At 63.3% G+C, this 18325-nt stretch carries 20 protein-coding genes and 1 pseudogene; 11 read left to right on the plus strand and 10 right to left on the minus strand.

Annotation, left to right across the window (positions count from 1 at the left end):
* Positions 1 to 71: 71 nt before the first annotated feature.
* Positions 72 to 611 carry a protease inhibitor Inh/omp19 family protein gene (locus NKI08_RS14445; RefSeq protein WP_352470813.1) on the minus strand — a complete coding sequence of 180 codons (540 nt, stop codon included), beginning with the start codon at positions 609 to 611 and terminating at the stop codon, positions 72 to 74.
* A gap of 306 nt (positions 612 to 917) precedes the next feature.
* On the opposite strand from NKI08_RS14445, the gene NKI08_RS14450 reads away from it, so the two are divergent.
* From NKI08_RS14450 to NKI08_RS14485, 8 genes are all read left to right on the plus strand, one after another.
* Positions 918 to 1928 (plus strand): MBL fold metallo-hydrolase, encoded by a 1011-nt coding sequence (locus NKI08_RS14450; protein WP_352770273.1) that lies wholly within the window; start codon positions 918 to 920, stop codon positions 1926 to 1928.
* 70 nt (positions 1929 to 1998) lie between these two features.
* On the plus strand, positions 1999 to 2160 hold the full coding sequence (locus NKI08_RS14455; protein ID WP_031195454.1) for a DUF1328 family protein: 162 nt from the start codon (positions 1999 to 2001) through the stop codon (positions 2158 to 2160).
* Between the two features lie 73 nt (positions 2161 to 2233).
* Positions 2234 to 3118 carry a diaminopimelate epimerase gene (gene dapF, locus NKI08_RS14460; RefSeq protein WP_352770276.1) on the plus strand — a complete coding sequence of 295 codons (885 nt, stop codon included), beginning with the start codon at positions 2234 to 2236 and terminating at the stop codon, positions 3116 to 3118.
* A complete protein-coding gene (mtaB, locus tag NKI08_RS14465; protein WP_352615477.1) occupies positions 3118 to 4419 on the plus strand; it encodes a tRNA (N(6)-L-threonylcarbamoyladenosine(37)-C(2))-methylthiotransferase MtaB in 1302 nt (433 codons plus the stop codon). The genes dapF and mtaB overlap by 1 nt, the downstream gene beginning before the upstream one ends.
* Positions 4420 to 4430: 11 nt before the next feature.
* Positions 4431 to 6020: a signal recognition particle-docking protein FtsY gene (gene ftsY, locus NKI08_RS14470; protein ID WP_352770279.1), complete on the plus strand. Its 1590-nt coding sequence runs from the start codon at positions 4431 to 4433 to the stop codon at positions 6018 to 6020.
* Positions 6021 to 6080: 60 nt separating this feature from the next.
* Positions 6081 to 6746: a septation protein A gene (locus NKI08_RS14475; protein ID WP_352770463.1), complete on the plus strand. Its 666-nt coding sequence runs from the start codon at positions 6081 to 6083 to the stop codon at positions 6744 to 6746.
* A 90-nt stretch (positions 6747 to 6836) separates the two neighbouring features.
* Positions 6837 to 7457 (plus strand): pyridoxamine 5'-phosphate oxidase family protein, encoded by a 621-nt coding sequence (locus tag NKI08_RS14480; protein ID WP_352491642.1) that lies wholly within the window; start codon positions 6837 to 6839, stop codon positions 7455 to 7457.
* Position 7458: 1 nt separating this feature from the next.
* Positions 7459 to 8097 (plus strand): NADPH-dependent FMN reductase, encoded by a 639-nt coding sequence (locus NKI08_RS14485; protein ID WP_352770282.1) that lies wholly within the window; start codon positions 7459 to 7461, stop codon positions 8095 to 8097.
* A gap of 35 nt (positions 8098 to 8132) precedes the next feature.
* On the opposite strand, the gene NKI08_RS14490 is transcribed toward NKI08_RS14485, so the two are convergent.
* A complete protein-coding gene (locus NKI08_RS14490; protein ID WP_352767358.1) occupies positions 8133 to 8342 on the minus strand; it encodes a tautomerase family protein in 210 nt (69 codons plus the stop codon).
* A 32-nt stretch (positions 8343 to 8374) separates the two neighbouring features.
* Positions 8375 to 9292: an SMP-30/gluconolactonase/LRE family protein gene (locus NKI08_RS14495; protein ID WP_352767356.1), complete on the minus strand. Its 918-nt coding sequence runs from the start codon at positions 9290 to 9292 to the stop codon at positions 8375 to 8377.
* Positions 9293 to 9556: 264 nt separating this feature from the next.
* Between NKI08_RS14495 and NKI08_RS14500 the strand changes: the two genes are divergently transcribed.
* Positions 9557 to 9724, plus strand: coding sequence for a hypothetical protein (locus NKI08_RS14500; RefSeq protein WP_352770285.1), 168 nt, complete (start codon positions 9557 to 9559; stop codon positions 9722 to 9724).
* Positions 9725 to 9740: 16 nt separating this feature from the next.
* On the opposite strand, the pseudogene NKI08_RS14505 reads toward NKI08_RS14500, so the two are convergent.
* The 6 genes and pseudogenes from NKI08_RS14505 to ccmA all read right to left on the minus strand — a co-directional run bounded on the left by NKI08_RS14505 (position 9741) and on the right by ccmA (position 13320).
* Positions 9741 to 10783: pseudogene (locus NKI08_RS14505) on the minus strand (DUF2332 domain-containing protein).
* 15 nt (positions 10784 to 10798) lie between these two features.
* On the minus strand, positions 10799 to 11374 hold the full coding sequence (locus tag NKI08_RS14510) for a DsbE family thiol:disulfide interchange protein (RefSeq protein ID WP_352491647.1): 576 nt from the start codon (positions 11372 to 11374) through the stop codon (positions 10799 to 10801).
* On the minus strand, positions 11371 to 11538 hold the full coding sequence (ccmD, locus tag NKI08_RS14515; RefSeq protein ID WP_352456348.1) for a heme exporter protein CcmD: 168 nt from the start codon (positions 11536 to 11538) through the stop codon (positions 11371 to 11373). The genes NKI08_RS14510 and ccmD overlap by 4 nt, the downstream gene beginning before the upstream one ends.
* Positions 11539 to 11640: 102 nt before the next feature.
* The gene (locus tag NKI08_RS14520) at positions 11641 to 12018 is read right to left on the minus strand and encodes an Imm50 family immunity protein (RefSeq protein WP_352470823.1); all 378 of its coding nucleotides are present in this window, start codon (positions 12016 to 12018) and stop codon (positions 11641 to 11643) included.
* Positions 12018 to 12683, minus strand: coding sequence for a heme exporter protein CcmB (gene ccmB, locus NKI08_RS14525; RefSeq protein WP_352470824.1), 666 nt, complete (start codon positions 12681 to 12683; stop codon positions 12018 to 12020). The genes NKI08_RS14520 and ccmB overlap by 1 nt, the downstream gene beginning before the upstream one ends.
* Before the next feature lie 37 nt (positions 12684 to 12720).
* Complete coding sequence (gene ccmA, locus NKI08_RS14530) at positions 12721 to 13320, minus strand: heme ABC exporter ATP-binding protein CcmA (RefSeq protein ID WP_352491649.1); 600 nt, start codon at positions 13318 to 13320, stop codon at positions 12721 to 12723.
* 282 nt (positions 13321 to 13602) lie between these two features.
* Here ccmA and acnA point away from each other — a divergent pair, with 282 nt between their 5' ends.
* The gene (acnA, locus tag NKI08_RS14535) at positions 13603 to 16293 is read left to right on the plus strand and encodes an aconitate hydratase AcnA (protein WP_352770290.1); all 2691 of its coding nucleotides are present in this window, start codon (positions 13603 to 13605) and stop codon (positions 16291 to 16293) included.
* An 85-nt stretch (positions 16294 to 16378) separates the two neighbouring features.
* Here acnA and NKI08_RS14540 read toward each other — a convergent pair whose 3' ends face one another.
* Positions 16379 to 17059 (minus strand): ceramidase domain-containing protein, encoded by a 681-nt coding sequence (locus NKI08_RS14540; protein ID WP_352470827.1) that lies wholly within the window; start codon positions 17057 to 17059, stop codon positions 16379 to 16381.
* A gap of 175 nt (positions 17060 to 17234) precedes the next feature.
* On the opposite strand from NKI08_RS14540, the gene NKI08_RS14545 reads away from it, so the two are divergent.
* Positions 17235 to 17984, plus strand: coding sequence for a DUF1223 domain-containing protein (locus NKI08_RS14545; protein WP_352470828.1), 750 nt, complete (start codon positions 17235 to 17237; stop codon positions 17982 to 17984).
* Positions 17985 to 18325 lie beyond the last annotated feature (341 nt).

Genomic DNA, 18325 nt, shown 5'->3' on the forward strand with positions numbered 1-18325 from the left:
AGAGAGCAATTCCAAGAAAAGTGTGCAGCGGTTTTCTGTCCGGAATTGCGTAACAATGGGGGGCCGTTCACTTACCTTGTAAGCGAGATCGGCAGGCCGTTGGAAGTCTGGCCGTCGAATTTCTCGCCGCCCGAAGAATAGAGCCGTGCCAGCGTGCCGCCATTCTCGTCAAAGAGCGTCAGCTGTTTGCCGGCGACGTTCCAGGATTTGATGCCGTCGAGCGGCGCCGGGCAATGCAGCGGTCCGGCGCGGTAGCCCGAACCGAATTTGGTCTGCGGCGTCGCCACCTGACAGCTCTGGCCGGACACGCTTGCCTTCCACACGCCGGCGACGCTGGACGCGGTCAGGTCGGCCGCACCGGCCGGCGCCGTCCCGTCGGGCGGCAGCGAGGCGACCTGCGTGTTCTGCGGCGCGGTCGGAAATTTCGACGGGTCGGCCGGGCCGGGTGTCGCCGGTGGCGGCAGCTGGTTTGCAGTCACCTTGCCGGCGGGCGCAGCTTCCAGCGGCGCCGGCTGCTGCTCGTCCATCGATGTGAACCGTGAGGTTGAACAGCCGCTCGCAACGAGCACGGCCAGCGATACGGCCAGCGGGCCGGTTTTCGAAAATTTCATTCTTCAACCTCCGTCGGATCGGGCTGGGGATGCCGTCCGCGCAATGTCCCCCTCACCAAGATGGAGAAGGTGGCGAAATTTCAACCCGATATGGTTAAAATACGGTTTGCGCCGGTAATGTTGCAAATTTGTCGCAAAATTCACATTGCCTGAAATTGCGTTACGCCTTGGCCGTTTGGCCGACACCTCCGGTTGATTTCGATACGGCGCGCTGGCGCCAAATCCCTGGCGTTCACCTCAAATGCTTGTGCGGGCCGGCGCCGGCATTATCTCTTGGCGATCAGCAAACTGCAGGGAGCCGATTTCTTGGCCGCGAGAAAGAGAGCCGCCAACCGCTACTACAGCGGGCCGCCCAGCGATCATTTCGACGGCACCTTGTTCTTCAATCCCGACGGACGGCCGCCCGGTCGCTTTGCCGATCTGTTGAAATGGCAATTGAGCCGCGAGCGCTCGAAATGGCCGGCGGCGGATCCGAGCCCGTTTCCACCGGCAAGACCGGTCGAGCGCATCGATGGTTCTGCGCTGCGCCTCACCATGGTCGGTCATTCCTCGCTGCTCGTCCAGACAGCCGGCCTGAACATCCTGACCGACCCGGTCTGGTCGCGACGCGTCTCGCCGCTCTCCTTCGCCGGGCCGAAACGCGTCAATCCGCCGGGCATCGCGTTTTCGCATTTGCCGCCGATCGACCTCGTGCTGGTCAGTCACAACCATTACGACCATCTCGACCTCGCCACGCTGAAGCGCCTGAAGACAAGACACGACCCGCTGCTGCTGACGCCGCTCGGCAACGACACGATCATCGGCCCTGCCGTGCCCCGTATGAGGCTTTCCGCGCATGACTGGGGCGACCGGGTCGATATCGGCGATGGCGTCGCCGTCCATGTCGAGCCGGTGCACCACTGGTCGGCCCGCGGTACTCGCGACCGGCGCATGGCGCTGTGGGCGGGTTTCGTCGTCGAAACAACCGACGCAAAGATCTATTTCGCCGGCGATACCGGCTTCCACGGTGGCATCAATTACCGGCTGATGGCGCAAAAGCACGGCGGCTTCCGCCTCGCCATCCTGCCGATCGGCGCCTACGAGCCGCGCTGGTTCATGGCGCCACATCACCAGGATCCGGAGGAGGCGGTGCAAGGCATGCTTTTGTGCAACGCCGCCTATGCAGCCGGCTGTCACTGGGGCACGTTCCGGCTCACCAACGAGCCGATCGACGAGCCGCCCAGAAAGCTCGGCGAAGCGCTCGATGCTGCCGGCCTGCCGCGGCAACGTTTTCGCGCCTTGCGGCCGGGCGAAGTCTGGGACGTGCCGGCGGTCTAGCGCGGCGGAACCTAAGGCATCACATAGACGTTTGTAGGTGTTCAAACCTGTCGCCTGCGAGGTGTCTCTCATGATCAGGTGGATCATCATTCTTTTGATTATCGCGGCCGCGGCGAGCCTGCTCGGCATGCCGGCACTGGCCGGAGCCGCTGCCACCGGCGCACGCATCCTCATCGGCATCGTGCTGATTATCTTCCTGCTGATCGTGCTTGGCGTCTTCGCGGTGACTTGAAAATCACGCCGCGCTGGTAATTTCTGCCGCTATCCGCCATATAGGCGCCAAACGGCAAGAGACCTTTCGATCGATGGCAAGCGCGGCCCCTTTCGCCAAGATGAACGGCATCGGCAACGAAATCATCGTTGCCGATATGCGTGGCCGTGCCGATCGCGTGACGCCTGCGGCAGCCGTCGCGCTTAATGCCGATGCGGCGACCAGGTTCGACCAGATCATGGCGATCCACGACCCCAGGACGCCGGGCACCGCCTTTTTCATCGACATCTTGAATTCCGACGGAACCAGGGCGCAAGCCTGCGGCAACGGCATGCGTTGTGTCGTCCAGGCGCTCGCCGCCGAGACCGGCCAGAAGACATTTGCCTTTGAAACAGTCGCCGGCATCCTCAATGCCGAGGAACATGCCGACGGAATGATCTCGGTCGACATGGGCAGGCCGCGCTTTGGCTGGCAGGACATCCCGCTGACCGAGGAATTCCGCGACACCCGCATGATCGAGCTGCAGATCGGTCCGATCGATGCTCCGGTGCTGCATTCGCCGTCGGTCGTCTCGATGGGCAATCCGCACGCCATCTTCTGGGTCGACCGCGACGTCTGGTCGTACGAGCTCGAGCGCTTCGGCCCGCTGCTCGAAAACCATCCGATCTTCCCCGAGCGCGCCAACATCACCATCGCGCAGGTGACCTCGCCGGAGACCATGGCCATCCGCACCTGGGAGCGCGGCGCCGGTCTGACCAAGGCCTGCGGCACGGCTGCTTGCGCCGCTGTGGTCGCCGCGTCCCGCACCCGGCGTACCGGCCGCGGCGTCACGCTGATGACGCCCGGCGGCGGCTCGCTGCATGTTTTGTGGCGCGACGACGACCACGTCATCCTCACCGGTGCCGCCGAATGGGAATTTTCCGGCAGCTTCGATCCGTCGACCGGGGCGTGGGCGCGCGACACCGAAAGCGCCGCCTGATGGCTCCTCTTGGCAACAAGGGTATCGAGGTCGTCACCTTCGGCTGCCGGCTGAACACCTATGAATCCGAGGTGATGCGGCGTGAAGCCGAAAGTGCGGGCCTCGGCGGCCTCGAAGGCGGTGCCATCATCTTCAACACCTGCGCCGTCACCGGCGAGGCTGTACGCCAGGCCAAGCAGTCGATCAGAAAAGCCCGCCGTGAGAACCCGGCCGCCCGCATCATCGTCACCGGCTGCGCCGCGCAGACCGGCCCGCAGGATTTCGTCGCCATGGACGAGGTCGATCTCGTCCTCGGCAATGAGGAAAAGCTGAAGGCGCATTCCTATCGCGCGCTGCCGGATTTCGGCATCAACGACACTGAGAAGGCGCGCGTCAACGATATCTTTTCGGTGCGCGAGACGGCCGCCCACATGGTCGACGCCATCGAGGGCCGGGCGCGCGCTTTTGTCCAGGTGCAGAACGGCTGCGACCATCGCTGCACCTTCTGCATCATTCCGTACGGTCGCGGCAATTCGCGCTCGGTGCCGATGGGCGCCGTGGTCGAGCAGATCAAGCGACTCGTCGGCAATGGTTATGCCGAGATCGTGCTGACCGGCGTCGACATGACCAGTTTTGGCGCCGATCTGCCGGGCGCACCGAAGCTCGGCAAATTGGTCAAGACCATCCTGAAGCAGGTGCCAGACGTGAAACGCCTGCGGCTTTCCTCGATCGACTCGATCGAAGCCGACGACGATCTGCTGGACGCCATCGCCACCGAGCCGAGGCTGATGCCGCATCTGCATCTGTCGCTGCAATCGGGTGACGACATGATCCTGAAGCGGATGAAGCGCCGGCACAGCCGCGACCAGTCGATCCGCTTTTGCGAGGATGTGCGCAAACTGCGCCCCGGCATTGTTTTCGGCGCCGACATCATCGCCGGCTTCCCGACCGAGACGGACGCCATGTTCGAAAACTCGCTGGAGATCGTCGAGGAATGCGGCCTGACGCATCTCCACGTCTTCCCGTTTTCGCCGCGCCAGGGCACGCCCGCCGCGCGCATGCCGCAGCTCCGCCGCGACGTCGTCAAGCAACGCGCGGCACGCCTGCGCGCCGCCGGCGAGGCCGCCTATCGCCGCCATCTTGCCTCGCTCGCTGGAACGCATCAGTCGATCCTGGTCGAGCGTGACGGCCTTGGCCGCACCGAAGGGTTTACGCTGGCCGCGGTCTCTGCCGGCGCTCCGGGCGACATTGTCGAGGCTGATATCGCCGGCCATGACGGTATCCGACTGATCGCCGCGCCGCTTGCCGCCCGCGCCGCCTGAGAGCGCAAGACATGGCTGGGTTTTTCAAGAAGATATTTTCGTTCGGCAAGAAGGAAGTCGTCGAGGAGCGGCCCGACGAGGCCGCGCCGCTGCCGCCGATCAAATGGGACGAACTGGAGGCGCTGAAACCGGCCGCCGAGCAGGCCGTCCCGGAGTTTTTGAAACGCGACGAGTCGCGACCCGAAGTCGAAGCCGTACCTCCACCGCCAGTCGAACCAGAGTTGCCTCCGGCACCGCAACCGGCGCCGGAAGAGCAGAAGCCTGAGCCGCCGCCGACCATTCCACCCGAGCCGGAAACGCCTGCTGAGGAACCGGAGGAGATCCGGGCCGAGCCGCAGCAGCCAGAAATCGTCCCCTCCCAGCCGGAACCTGCACCCGTCGAAGTGCCGGTAGTGCCCACCGAGGCTCCCTCAGCAGCGCCAGCGCGCGAAGTCCCGCCCGCCGAAATACCGCCCCCGATCCGCCAGCCAGCGCCGGCCGAGACGAAACCGATCTTGAGCGAGATCGCGCCCGAACCGGAGGTCCTGCCGGCGCCCCACCCTCCCATCGAGGGGGAGGTAAAGCCCGAGCCGGAAGCCGTTCCGCAACCAGCGCCGGAGCCAAAGCCCGCCCCCGGCAAAGTCACCGTAACCAAGAAGGTCGAGCAGAAAGCCGAGCCGCAGAAGGCGCCCGAACCGGCGCCGAGGCGTTCCTGGTTCCAGCGCATGCGAGACGGGCTTGCCCGCTCGTCCCGGGAGCTGTCGGGCAACATCGCCGGCGTCTTCACCAAGCGGAAGCTTGACGAGGACACGCTGCAGGACCTGGAGGACGTGCTGATCCGCGCCGATCTCGGCATGGAGACGGCTTTGCGCGTTACCGACGCGCTCTCCGCCAGCCGCTACGGCAAGGACGTCTCCGACACCGAAGTCCGCGCCATCATGGCGGCCGAGGTGGAGAAGGTACTGACCCATGTCGCCATGCCGCTAGAACTCGATCTCAGCCACAAGCCGCATGTCATCCTGGTCGTCGGTGTCAACGGCACGGGGAAGACCACAACCATCGGCAAGCTGGCGGCAAAGCTGACCGATGGCGGCCTCTCGGTGATGCTCGCCGCCGGCGACACTTTTCGCGCCGCCGCGATCGAGCAGCTGAAGATCTGGGGCGAGCGCACCAACTCGCCGGTCATTGCCTCGAAGCTCGGCGCCGATGCCGCCGGCCTCGCCTACGATGCATTCGAGCGCGCGAAGGAGGCCGGCTCCGACGTGCTGATCATCGACACCGCCGGGCGGCTGCAGAACAAGACCGAACTGATGGCGGAACTGGAAAAGATCGTCCGGGTGCTGGGCAAGCTCGATCCGGAAGCGCCGCACACCGTGCTGCAGACGGTCGATGCCACCACCGGCCAGAATGCGCTCAACCAGGTCGAGATCTTCCGCAATGTCGCCGGCGTCAACGGCCTGGTGATGACCAAGCTGGACGGCACGGCGCGCGGCGGTATTCTGGTGGCGATCGCGGCAAAGCACAAATTGCCGGTCTATTTCATCGGCGTCGGCGAACAGGTCGACGACCTCGAACCCTTTTCCGCAAGCGAATTCGCCAGGGCGATCGCTGGAGTGGCTTGACGAGCATGATTCCGAAAAGTTGCAGGCTCTTTGGATTGGATCATGCGTAAGAAGGACGCTATGAACCCACCCATCCTCGAAGGCGACCCGTCCGATCCGCGACGCAGGGCGTTGAACCCCGGCCTGAAATTCCTGCTCGAACTCGGGCCTGGCCTGGTGTTCTTTTTCACCACCATCCGCGGCGCGTGGCTTGTCGGGAAGTTTCCGATCCTCGGCCATATCGGCGAGCCTATCCTGATTGCCACAGCGTTCTTTATGGTGGCGACGGCACTGTCGCTCAGCGTTTCGTGGATTTTGACGCGTAGCTGGCCGATCATGCCGTTGGTCTCGGCCATCGTGGTGTTTGTGTTTGGCGCGCTGGCGCTGTGGCTGCAGGACAAGACCTTCGCTTTCATGAAGCCGACAATCATCAACAGCCTGTTCGGCATCACGTTGCTTGGCGGGTTGGCGTTTGGCAGATCGCTGTTGGGCTATGTCTTTGATTCCGCCTTCAATCTCGACGCCGAAGGCTGGCGCAAGCTCACTTTCCGATGGGGACTCTTCTTCCTTTTTCTGGCTGCGCTGAACGAGATCGTGTGGCGCAACTTTTCTGAGGAAGCCTGGCTTTATTTCAAGGTCTGGGGCACGATTCCCATTACCCTTGTCTTCACGTTAAGCCAAATGCGGTTGATCCTGCGCCATTCGCTCGAGGACAAGGCCGGCAAGGAAGAGAAGGCCGGCAAATAGAGCAATTCCAGGAAAGTGTGTAGCGGTTTTCCCGGGAAAAGCGCGTAGCGTTTTCCCTAGGGAATTGCATCAGAATAAGGGGAGAGGGGCATGGAATTCATCACCACGCGCGACGAGTTGAGGACGATCTACAAGACGCCTCGGCTGACCGACGGCTCGATCCGCAAGGAATTGAAGACATTGGACGGCCACTGCCGTTCATTCATCGGCAAGAGCCCGTTCGTGCTGATCGGCTCGTCCGACGGCGCCGGCAATGCCGATGTGACGCCCAAGGGCGACAGGCCGGGTTTTGTGGCAGTGCTCGACGAGAAGACCATCGCCATCCCCGACCGGCCGGGCAACAACCGGCTCGACACGCTGGAGAACATCCTTCTCAATCCCTCGGTCGGGCTGCTCTTCCTCATTCCCGGCATGAACGAGACGCTGCGTGTCAACGGCGATGCCCGCATCACCGTCGATGCGGCGTTACGCGAGCGGCTGGCGGTCGACGGCAAGGCGCCGCAAAGCGTCGTCGTGGTGACGGTCAAGGCCGCCTATATGCATTGCGCCAAGGCCTTCATGCGCTCCGAACTGTGGAAGCCGGAGAGCTGGTACGACCGCGCGACGCTGCCGACGCTCGGCCAGATCCTGCGCGACCAGCTGGCGCTCGCCGATTCGGCCGAGGCGACCGACCGCTGGCTGGATGAGGAATACAGGGAGACTATGTGGTAGCGTGCCCGGCAACGAATCGCCCAAGCCGGTCTCCATTCCTTTGCTGAACATCCTCGCCATCTCCGGCAGCCTGCGCGCCGCCTCGACCAATTCGGCCCTGGTCGCGGCACTCGCGCAAAACGCGCCGCCGGACTGTCGCGTCTCCGTCTATGATGGGCTTGGCCGGCTGCCGATCTTCAACCCCGACGACGAAGGCGAGCGGACGCCGCCGCAACCAGCAGTGCTGATCGATGCGGTCACCGCCGCTGACGGCGTCATCGTCTCCTGCCCGGAATATGCTCACGGTGTGCAAGGCGGCCTGAAGAACGCGCTTGACTGGCTGGTGTCGCGCGATGCCGCCGTTGGCAAGCCAGCCATGCTGGTGCATGCCTCGCCGCGCTCGCTGTTTGCCCGCGCCGCACTGATCGAGATCATGCGGACAATGTCTTTTGCGCTCCATGAGGAACCTCGAAATAGCGCTGCTCGGCAAGAAGCCGCCGGAGGTGGAGGATATCTTATCGCAGCCGGAAAACCGGCTGACGATGCGCGATGCCCTATCCGCCTTCGCGGAGTTCATCCGCTCGCGGTGAACGCCGGACCGTGCTTTCGCCATCCCAGGGTCTCCGCGACGGAGTTTCGCTCCTGCTCCGCCCCGGGATGACGACGCTAGGAGCTGCGGCCAATCTGTGCCGGGAACTATCCCTTGCTCCTCCGCGTCTCGACGTCGGTCTCGCCGACGAACCAGTCGCGTGCAGCGACCTCCTCGAAAACCACCCAGACATCGTTGTTGGTCAGGCCGGTGACGCCGGTGATGGCCGCTGTCACCTGGGCGGCGATCGCGGCCTTTTTGCCGGCCGGGTCATCGGCAATCGCCTCCTTGACCAGGCGGATATTCACGAATGGCATGGTTCCCTCCCTTGCATATGCTTGGCGGCCGCTCAGTAGGTTTTGGCGCCGTTGACCATGAGCCGGACCATGTAGAGCGATGTGGTGCCGGCGATGTAGAGGCAGTTCAGCTTGTTGCCGCCGAACACGCAATTAGCAACGACTTCTGGTACCTTGACCTTGCCGATCAGCGTCCCGTCCGGATCGTAGCAATGGACCCCGTCGGCGGCACTGGTCCAGATGCGGCCGTCCGCATCCAGCCTGAAACCGTCGAACAGGCCGGCGGTGCAGTCTGCAAAGACCTTTTCGCCTGAGACCGTCTTGCCGCCCTGGCCGACATTGAACACCCGGATGTGCGCCGGATTTTGCGCACCATGCGTGCGGCCGGTATCCGCGACATAGAGTTGGCGCTCGTCGAGCGAGAAGGCGAGCCCGTTGGGCCTGACCATGTCGGTGATCACCGCCTCGGTCTCGCCGGTGCCGGGATCGACCCGGTAGACATGGCAGGCGCCGATTTCGCTTTCGGCCTTGTCGCCCTCGTAATCGGTATCGATGCCGTAGCTCGGATCGGTGAACCAGATCGAGCCATCGGACTTGACCACCGCGTCATTGGGCGAGTTCAGCCGCTTGCCGCGCCATTTGTCGGTGATGGTGATGACCGAGCCGTCATGCTCGGTGCGGCTGACGCGGCGGCCGGAATGCTCGCAAGTAACCAGCCGGCCTTGCCGGTCGACGGTGTTGCCGTTGGAATTGCCGGACGGCTGACGGAACACGCTGACGCTGCCGTCGGTCTCGTCGTAACGCAGCATGCGATTGTTCGGGATGTCGGACCAAACCACATAGCGCCCGGCTGCAAACCAGGCCGGTCCTTCCGCCCATCGGCAGCCGGTAAACAGCCTGTCCACCTGTGCATTGCCGTTGAAAAGCCGCGAAAAGCGCGGATCGAGAACTTCGTAGAATTCGCTGGCCATGGTTCCTCCCGGTAGCAGTCGCTTGGCAAGGGCGCGATCAAGCCAGCCTGCGATCGATATGGCAAGATCGATGATGCGTCTGAAGCATTATGGAAGCGAATGCTGGCCCGGACGGCAGGTCACATCCCGTTAACCGGCTATGCGCCCAGCGCAATGGTGCATTGCAACATCTTATTTTTGCAACGCACCATAACTATGTCATGCTCCGTATCGATCAAGGGAGGAACAACTGGCCGCGAAATGCGGCGCAAAAGGAAACTCGCTATGATCATCGACAGCCTCATGGGCCGCGCTCGCGCCAGCATCGCCAAGCGCCGGCATTACAACCGCCTCGTCGCCGAAATCGACAGCTTCAGCAGCCGCGACCTCGCCGACATGCGCGCCGACCGCTCAGAAATGCTCTACCAGGTCCACAAGCAGATCTACGGCTGAGTGAATGGGATCGGGCTTAGCCCACCCATTCGATCCAGCGGCCGTGGTAATCGCAATGGGCCAGGCGGTGCGTCTCGCCGCCCGGCCATAAAGTCAGGCTGAGTACCGCCCAATTGTTTGTGGGATCGCGCGGCTCCATCCTCAGCCTTGCGATAGGCGCAGCGGCCGTGGCCTGTCTGCCCGCCTGCTCCAGGGCGACGATGATCGCATCCTTGGTCGCCCGCGGCAGGTATTGCCACATGATCGAATGATAGAGCACAAAAGCGCCACCCTCCCGCCGCGCGGCCAGCGCCTTCCCGACAAAATCCGCCGCGTCCGCTTTGACAAGTGGCGGTCGAAACTTTTCGGCAAGTGACAGCGCAGCGTCGAGCCGGGCCAGCCGCGTAGCCTGATCGGCCCAGACGTAAGACCGAAGCCGTAACCGTGTGGCTGCGTCGGCGACATCTACCGGCGCGATGTCACAGCCGGCGCGGTGGCGGACGTCGATCGCTCCACCAAGCGGAACAGCGAGTCCGCGCACCTCCGGCGCCAACCGAACGGTGGAGGTCCGGTCGCCCCACTCGGCATCGCCGTAGCGGTAGTGAAAGCTGTCGAACAGGAATTGAGCCCAGCGCTGGCGCCAATCTCGCACAAGTCCAGCGGCAGGCCGGTTTCCCGCGCGACCGTCAGAAATCCAGGCAGCAGCATCGCCGACCGGGCGATTTCATTGGTCTGCGGCGCACCGGCGAGGCCGGCGACGATCCGCTCGTCGGATCGCGCAATTGCCTCCGGCAGCACCGCCGCGATCTCGGATTCGCTTGTCTGGTTGGGCGGATAGATCAGTGCCAATCGCTCATTGGCACCCGTCAGGACCAACCCATGCAGCGCGCCGCAAAGCCGCAATGCGAGGGCGTCGGCGCGCGCGTCGCCCGGCCAACCGAGCACCGCCTGCCCGGTCCTGGTGTTTGCGTCGAGAACCTTAGCGAGCGCACGGCATAAATTCGCGGTGAAAGGCGAGCCAAGTCCATCGCAGGCTTTCGCCTGTGCCAGAAAATGATCGCGGATGTCTCGTTCGTCCATCGCGTTTCAGGTGTCTCAGCCCGGAGCCGCGAGCGCCTTCTCGATTTCGGGTAACAGCAGCGTCCGCGCCGAGTCCGGCGTCAGCGGCCCGACATGCTTATAGGCGATCTTGCCATCCTTGCCGATGACGAAGGTTTCCGGCACGCCGTAGACACCCCAGTCGATCGCCGTGCGTCCGGCTTGGTCGACGCCGATCGCCTGGAATGGATTGCCGAGATCGCCAAGGAACCGACGGGCGTTTTCCGGCTGGTCCTTGTAGTTCAGCGCCGCCATGACGAAGCGTCTGTCCTGCGACAGCGCCAGCAGCACCGGATGCTCTTCGCGGCACGGCGCGCACCAGGACGCGAAGACGTTGACCAGCGTCACCTTGCCGGCGAACTGTTTTGAATCGAGGCCCGGCAAATTGGTGCCTTCGAGCGCCGGCAGGTTGGTCTGCGGCGCCGGCAGGCCGATCAGCGCTGACGGCACTTCCGACACGTCGCGCCCGGACAAAAGCTGCGCCAGGAACAATCCCGCCAGCCCGAGAAAGACCACCAGCGGCAGCAGCACGATCAGGCGGCGGCGCGCCGGTGTTTGGGTTTCCGTGCTCATGATTTTACTGCCTTGTCGGAGCGCCGGCGCACGCCGGATGCCTCCAGCTCGGCAAGCTCTCGCTTGCGGCCGCGCTGGTCGAGCAGAATCCAGCCGATCAGCCCACCCAGCACCACGGCCGTGATCGCATAGGCGGCGGTGACATAAAGGGCGTGAACGCTCATTTTCCCGATCCAAGGCTTCTCACGGCGGAATTCATAGCCTCACCGGCTGTTTGTCGCAATGAACGGGTCTGCGGCAGATTTGCGGTTATCGCAAGCCGAAGGTCACTGCGAACGCAAAACACCTGATATGTTTTTGATACGCATGTATTGGCACGTCAGAGACAGCCTGACAGCCCCTTCGCAGGTAAGCAGGATTCTACCGGCGTCATCCCACATCCTGATTGCACTCCAGCCATGGCTCCGGAACTTGCGAAGGCTAATCGATTCGACCGCGATGAACTCAAGCCCGAAAGACACGGCATTGAACGCCGCCCATTTGGCGGGGGGCCGGTAGGGGAGGACGGTCGAGATGAAGGAAAGGTACATGCTAGGCCCTTCACGATTGATTTCGGCCTTGGTTACCTCGACGGAAGACAGGTCCGGATAGTTGCCGTAGATTGTCTGGAGAAAGATCGGGTTCTCTATGCGCAGCGGCCACATCAATCCGTTCCGTGCCGAAGCGCCAGCGCCGCCGCCACCGGCCCGAGCACGGCAAGGAACAGGGTCAGCGCGGCGAGAATGAGGAAGGGCTGCAGAAAAGGATCGGGGTTCGCCACCGCGCCATAGCTTGCTGATACGCCGAAGATCAGCACGGGAATGGTTAGCGGCAGCACCAGCACCGAGATCAGCAGGCCCCCGCGCGGCAGCGCCACCGCCACCGCGGCACCGGCGGCACCGATGAAGGTGATCGCCGGCGTACCGACCAGAAGCGTCAGCGCCGTCGCACCGATGCCGATGGGCTCCATGTTCATGAACAGGCCGAGCAAGGGAGCGGCGATGACCAGCGGCAGCACGCTTCCCGCCCAATGCGCCAGGCATTTCGTCAGAACGGTCAAGGCCAGCATGTGCCGGTCGTTGCCAAGCACCAGAAGATCGAGCGAGCCGTCCTCGCGGTCGGCCTGGAACAGCCGGTCGAGGCCGAGCAGGCAGGCCAGCAATGCGGCGATCCACAGGATCGCCGGGCCGATGCGGGCCAGCAGCTTCAGCTCGGGACCGACGCCGAAGGGGATGGTCGCGATAACGGCGAGAAAGAAAATCACGCCGGTAAGCGCCCCGCCGCCGGCGCGGATACTCAGGCGGATGTCGCGCAGGAAGAGGGCTAGCATGATGTGAGATGCTTTCGCCCGTGAAGGAATGCCAACATCAGCCGGTCATCCTCAATTCCTTTCCCTCGATCCCCAGCGGCAAATGCGTCGCCGCAACCACGATCCCCCCACTCTCGAGGTGTTTCCCCATCAATTCGCCGAATCTCTCCTCCGAAGCCTTGTCCAGTCCTGCCGTCGGCTCATCGAGCAGCCACAATGGCCGGTGGCTTACCAGCAGTTTTGCAATCGCCGCGCGGCGACGTTGCCCGGTCGAGAGATAGCCGAAAGGCAGATGGCCGATGCCGCCCAGCCCGACGGTTTCCAGCGCCTCTTCAACACCCGCGGAACCGGCGCCCGAAAAATCGCGCCAGAAGCACAGGTTTTCCGTAACGCTCAGCGCCGTCTTCATCGCGTTGAGGTGGCCGAGATAGTGACACGCCGAGGCGGCCGACGGAAAGTCTTCGCCACCACCTTCGAGCCGCACACGGCCTGCCGCCACCGGCAACAGTCCGGCGACGATCCTGAGCAGCGTCGATTTGCCGGCGCCGTTCGGCCCGGTGACGACCAGCGCCTGGCCATCCCCCAGCGCGAATTCGATGCCGGAAAATACCGTCTCGCCGCCGCGTTCGCCGCCCAGATTTTCGGCGATCAGCCGCATCCGTCCCCCTTCGCCGAAAGTTCAGGCGCGGCTTCGGTGCGCCGCACCAAAAATGGCGATTCCGTGTCTAGAACTATTCCAGAAAATTCTCTATATCCGCATCATCCGTGCCAGCGGTCGGCACGGGAACCGAATTTGCGCCGAACCAGCGCGCGTGCCGCCTTGAACGGCCCGGACGCTTGGGAACGGATAGCGGAAATGGCCGTACCCGCACCTTTGCGCGTGATTTGCATGCCCACTGGCGTCCGTTCCCTTCCGGCAACCGACAGTTAGGGATCGCACGTGTCCAAATCACTCGACAGCTTCAATTGCCGCCGCACGCTGACCGCCAGCGGCACCGAGTACGTTTACTATGACCTTGTCGAGGCCGAAAAGAACGGCCTCACCGGTATTGCCCAATTGCCCTATTCGATGAAGGTGCTGCTGGAGAATCTGCTGCGCAACGAGGACGGCCGTTCCGTTACCAAGGAGAGCATCCAGGCGGTCGCCGGCTGGCTGACTGACCGGGGCACCGCCGGCGTCGAGATCGCCTATCGCCCGGCTCGCGTGCTGATGCAGGATTTCACCGGCGTTCCAGCCGTGGTCGACCTTGCCGCCATGCGCGACGCCATGGCCTCGCTCGGCGGCGACCCGCAAAAGATCAATCCGCTGGTGCCGGTCGATCTGGTCATCGACCACTCGGTCATCGTCGACGAATTCGGCACGCCACTGGCTTTCGCCCGCAATGTCGAGCTTGAATATGAGCGCAACGAGGAACGCTACAAATTCCTGAAATGGGGCCAGCAGGCGTTCCGCAATTTCCGCGTCGTGCCGCCCGGCACTGGCATCTGCCATCAGGTCAATCTCGAATATCTCGGTCAGGTCGTGTGGACCAACAGCGAAGACGGCGAGACCACCGCCTATCCCGACACCTGCGTCGGCACCGATTCACATACCACGATGATCAACGGCCTCGGCGTTCTCGGCTGGGGCGTCGGCGGCATCGAGGCGGAGGCCGCGATGCTTGGCCAGCCGGTCTCCATGCTGCTGCCTGAAGTCATCGGCTTCCGGCTCACCGGCAGGCTGAGAGAAGGCGTCACCGCCACCGACCTGGTGCTCACCGTCACCCAGATGCTGCGCAAGAAGGGCGTCGTCGGCAAGTTCGTCGAATTCTTCGGGCCGGGCCTGTCCAACATGACGCTGGCCGACCGCGCCACCATCGGCAACATGGCGCCGGAATATGGCGCCACCTGCGGCTTCTTCCCGGTCGACAGCGAAACGATCCGCTATCTGACCATGTCCGGTCGCGACGAAAGCCGCATCGCCCTGGTCGAGGCTTATTCGAAGGCGCAAGGCTTGTGGCGCGACGCCGGCTCGGCCGATCCGGTCTTCACCGACCTGCTGGAGCTCGATCTCGGCAGTGTCGTCCCGTCGATGGCCGGGCCGAAGCGGCCGGAAGGCCGGGTCGCACTTGAAGACATTCCGGCCGGCTTCGCCAAGGCCATGGAGTCCGAATACAGGAAGGCCGCCGAAATCGACAAGCGCTATGCCGTCGACGGCACGAACTACGATCTTGGCCATGGCGATGTGGTCATCGCCGCCATCACCTCCTGCACCAACACCTCGAACCCGAGCGTGCTGATCGGCGCCGGGCTGTTGGCGCGCAATGCCAACCGGCTCGGCCTCAAGCAGAAGCCGTGGGTCAAGACCTCATTGGCGCCGGGCAGTCAGGTCGTCGCCGAATATCTCGAGAAATCCGGCCTGCAGAAGGAGCTCGACCAGATCGGCTTCAACCTGGTCGGCTTCGGCTGCACCACCTGCATCGGCAATTCCGGCCCGTTGCCGGCGCCGATCTCCAAGACCATCAACGATAAGGGCCTGATTGCTGCAGCAGTCTTGTCCGGCAACCGCAATTTCGAAGGCCGCGTCTCGCCCGACGTGCAGGCGAACTATCTCGCCTCGCCGCCACTGGTCGTCGCCCACGCGCTGGCCGGGACCGTGACCAAGGATCTGACCACCGAACCGCTCGGCGAGGATCGCAACGGCAATCCGGTCTATCTCAAGGATATCTGGCCGAGTTCGGTCGAGATCCAGGAATTCATCGAGAAGAACGTCACGCGCGAATTGTTCGCCCGCAAATATGCCGACGTCTTCAAGGGCGACGAGTACTGGCAGAACGTCAAGGCGCCGGAAGGCCAGACCTATGCCTGGGACGACAATTCCACCTATGTGCAAAACCCGCCCTATTTCGCCGGCATGACGTCGGGCTTCGGCAAGATCGGCGATATCAAGGGCGCGCGCGTGCTCGGTCTGTTCGGCGACAAGATCACCACCGACCACATTTCGCCGGCCGGTTCGATCAAGGCGGCCTCGCCGGCCGGCAAGTACCTCACCGACCACGGCGTCGGCGTCGCCGATTTCAACCAGTACGGCACGCGCCGCGGCAATCATGAGGTAATGATGCGCGGCACCTTCGCCAACATCCGCATCCGCAACCACATGCTGGGCGAGAACGGCCGCGAGGGCGGCTACACCATCCATTACCCGTCGAAAGAAGAGGAATCGATCTACGACGCCGCCATGCGATACAAGAAGGAAGGCGTGCCGCTGGTCATCTTCGCCGGCGTCGAATATGGCAACGGCTCGTCGCGTGACTGGGCGGCCAAGGGCACCAATTTGCTGGGCGTCCGCGCGGTCATCGCCCAGTCCTTCGAGCGCATCCACCGCTCCAACCTTGTCGGCATGGGCGTGATCCCCTTCGTCTTCGAGGAAGGCACCTCATGGGCCTCGCTCAACCTCAAGGGCGACGAACTGGTCGAGATCGACGGACTGGGCAACATCAAGCCTCGGCAGAAGATGATCGCCAGGATCACCTACGGCGACGGCAGCGTCAAAGAGGTTCCGATCATCTGCCGCATCGATACGCTGGACGAGCTCGACTACTTCAAGAATGGCGGCATCCTGCAATACGTGCTGCGCGATCTGGCCGCTTAAGGGAGTAGGGCAATAAGGCAGTAGGGCAGTAGGGTGAAGCAAGGAGAAGCGACTTATTCCCCTACTGCCCTACTGCCCTACTGCCCTACTGCCCTACTGCCCTAATTCCCGGCTTTCCGAACCGCGCTGTCGCCGCCAGCAGCACGCCGAGCATCAGCCCGTTGAATATGTGCCACAGGAAATGCGTGCCGAGCGGAAAGCCGCCGCAGACCAGCGGATCGATCATCCGGCAGATGACCGACACGACGAAGATCGCCGAGCCCGCCAGATTGTACCAGCCGGCACGGTTGCCGCTGGCCGCCACCATGGCCCCGAAGAAGGCGAGCGCCAGGAAGGGCGGCAGATAGCCGGTCGTCCCGTTCGACGCCTGGCGCAGCCAGTCGGGCACGGCAAAGGTCACCAGCCCGGCGACGGCATAGAAGGCGACGAAAATGGCGATCGCCTTGCCCCATTTCATGCCGAGAAAACGCCGCAGGTTGAACAGCGTGTAGGCCAGCGTGAACCCGGCGATCGGCAGCACGTCGGCCCAGACCGTGCCACGGTTGGCAAAGGTGTGGAACAGCGACGAGCCGACGCCGATCGCCACCACCCACCAGGCCAGCACTTCGGCGAAGGTGCCGGTGCCGCGCTTGCGCACCTGCCAGACACCCCATAGCCCGGCGGCAAAAAAAGCCAGATTGCTCAGCGCATTTAGCGGTTCGGCCCAGAATTCCGGCCCCGTCCGTTCGCAATAGAGGTCGACCGGCGCCAGGAGAGATTGCCACATGCTGATTGCCGCCCGAATCGCTTCCATCGTAAAGTGCAAGTCCACCTATTGCGCCCTTGCCAGCGGTTGCAACGGCAAAATTTCACCGCAACGTGACTTCCCGTTGACTGCCGCTTCTGCCACATATTTCGACAACCAGAACAAAGCCGGCGTCACCGGCGGGATCGGAACGGCTATGCCATCTCGAAGACCATTGCGGCTTGCGGCCCTTGCGCTGGCCCTCTCGGCGTTTGCCGGCAGGGCCCTTGCCGAGCCAACCGACAAGCCATTAGGCGTCGTCGAGCTCTTCACCAGCCAGGGATGCAACTCCTGTCCGCCGGCAGATGAATTCTTCGCCGAGCTCGCCGCCAAAGAGGACATCGTCGCGCTCGCCTATCATGTCGATTATTGGGATTACCTCGGCTGGCAGGACACGCTGAGCCGCAAGGAAAATACCGAGCGGCAATACGAGTATATGCGCGCCTTCGGCAGTCGTTCCGTCTACACCCCGCAAGCCGTCATAAACGGCCGCAGCCATGTCAACGGCGCCAGCCGCAAGGAAGTCGACGGCGCGCTGGCCCGCATGGAGAGGGTCGGCGAAGGCATGCGCGTCGGCATCAAGGTCAGCCGGACCAGCGATCGCGTCATGATCGATGCCGGCGACGCTGTGACCGGCCCAACCGACGCGCATGTCGTCATCGTCTATTTCAATCCGCCGCAGACGATAAAGATCGGCAAGGGCGAAAACAGCGGCCGCAGCATGACCTACTGGAACGCCGTCTCCAGCATCCAGACCGCCGGCATGTGGCACGGCAAGGCGCAGCGCTACGAACTGCCGATGAGCGAGATCGCCAAGAAGGGCGGCTGCGCCGTGCTGCTGCAGTCGGTCGGCAAGGACGGCATGCCCGGGCCGATCCTGGGCGCAGCCTTTATCCGCAAGCCTTAGATAGGGCGCCCCCCGTTCTCCCCTTGTTGTGGGAGAAGGGATAACCGCGCTCAAGCCTCCGACGACAGCCTATCTGGATGGATCGCATCGCCACGGCTAATAAAAAACCGGCGTCAGCTTGCTTCTGACGCCGGTCATTTAGGTTTTGGGATCGTCGCACCCGATCTTTCCAAGGAAAAACCGAGGTTGGTTCGATCCGACGCAGACCCGTGGGCGGGGGGCTTGGGGTTTACGAGCCGGTGCCGGACCGAACCGTCTCAGGCAACGCCGGTAAATTCGTCGGACATTGGGGCATGAGCACGGATAAAAAAGGGCAGGATTGTGGCAAAGCATCACCAATT

Source organism: Mesorhizobium sp. M0768, assembly GCF_040320195.1.
Taxonomy (GTDB): Bacteria; Pseudomonadota; Alphaproteobacteria; order Rhizobiales; family Rhizobiaceae; genus Mesorhizobium.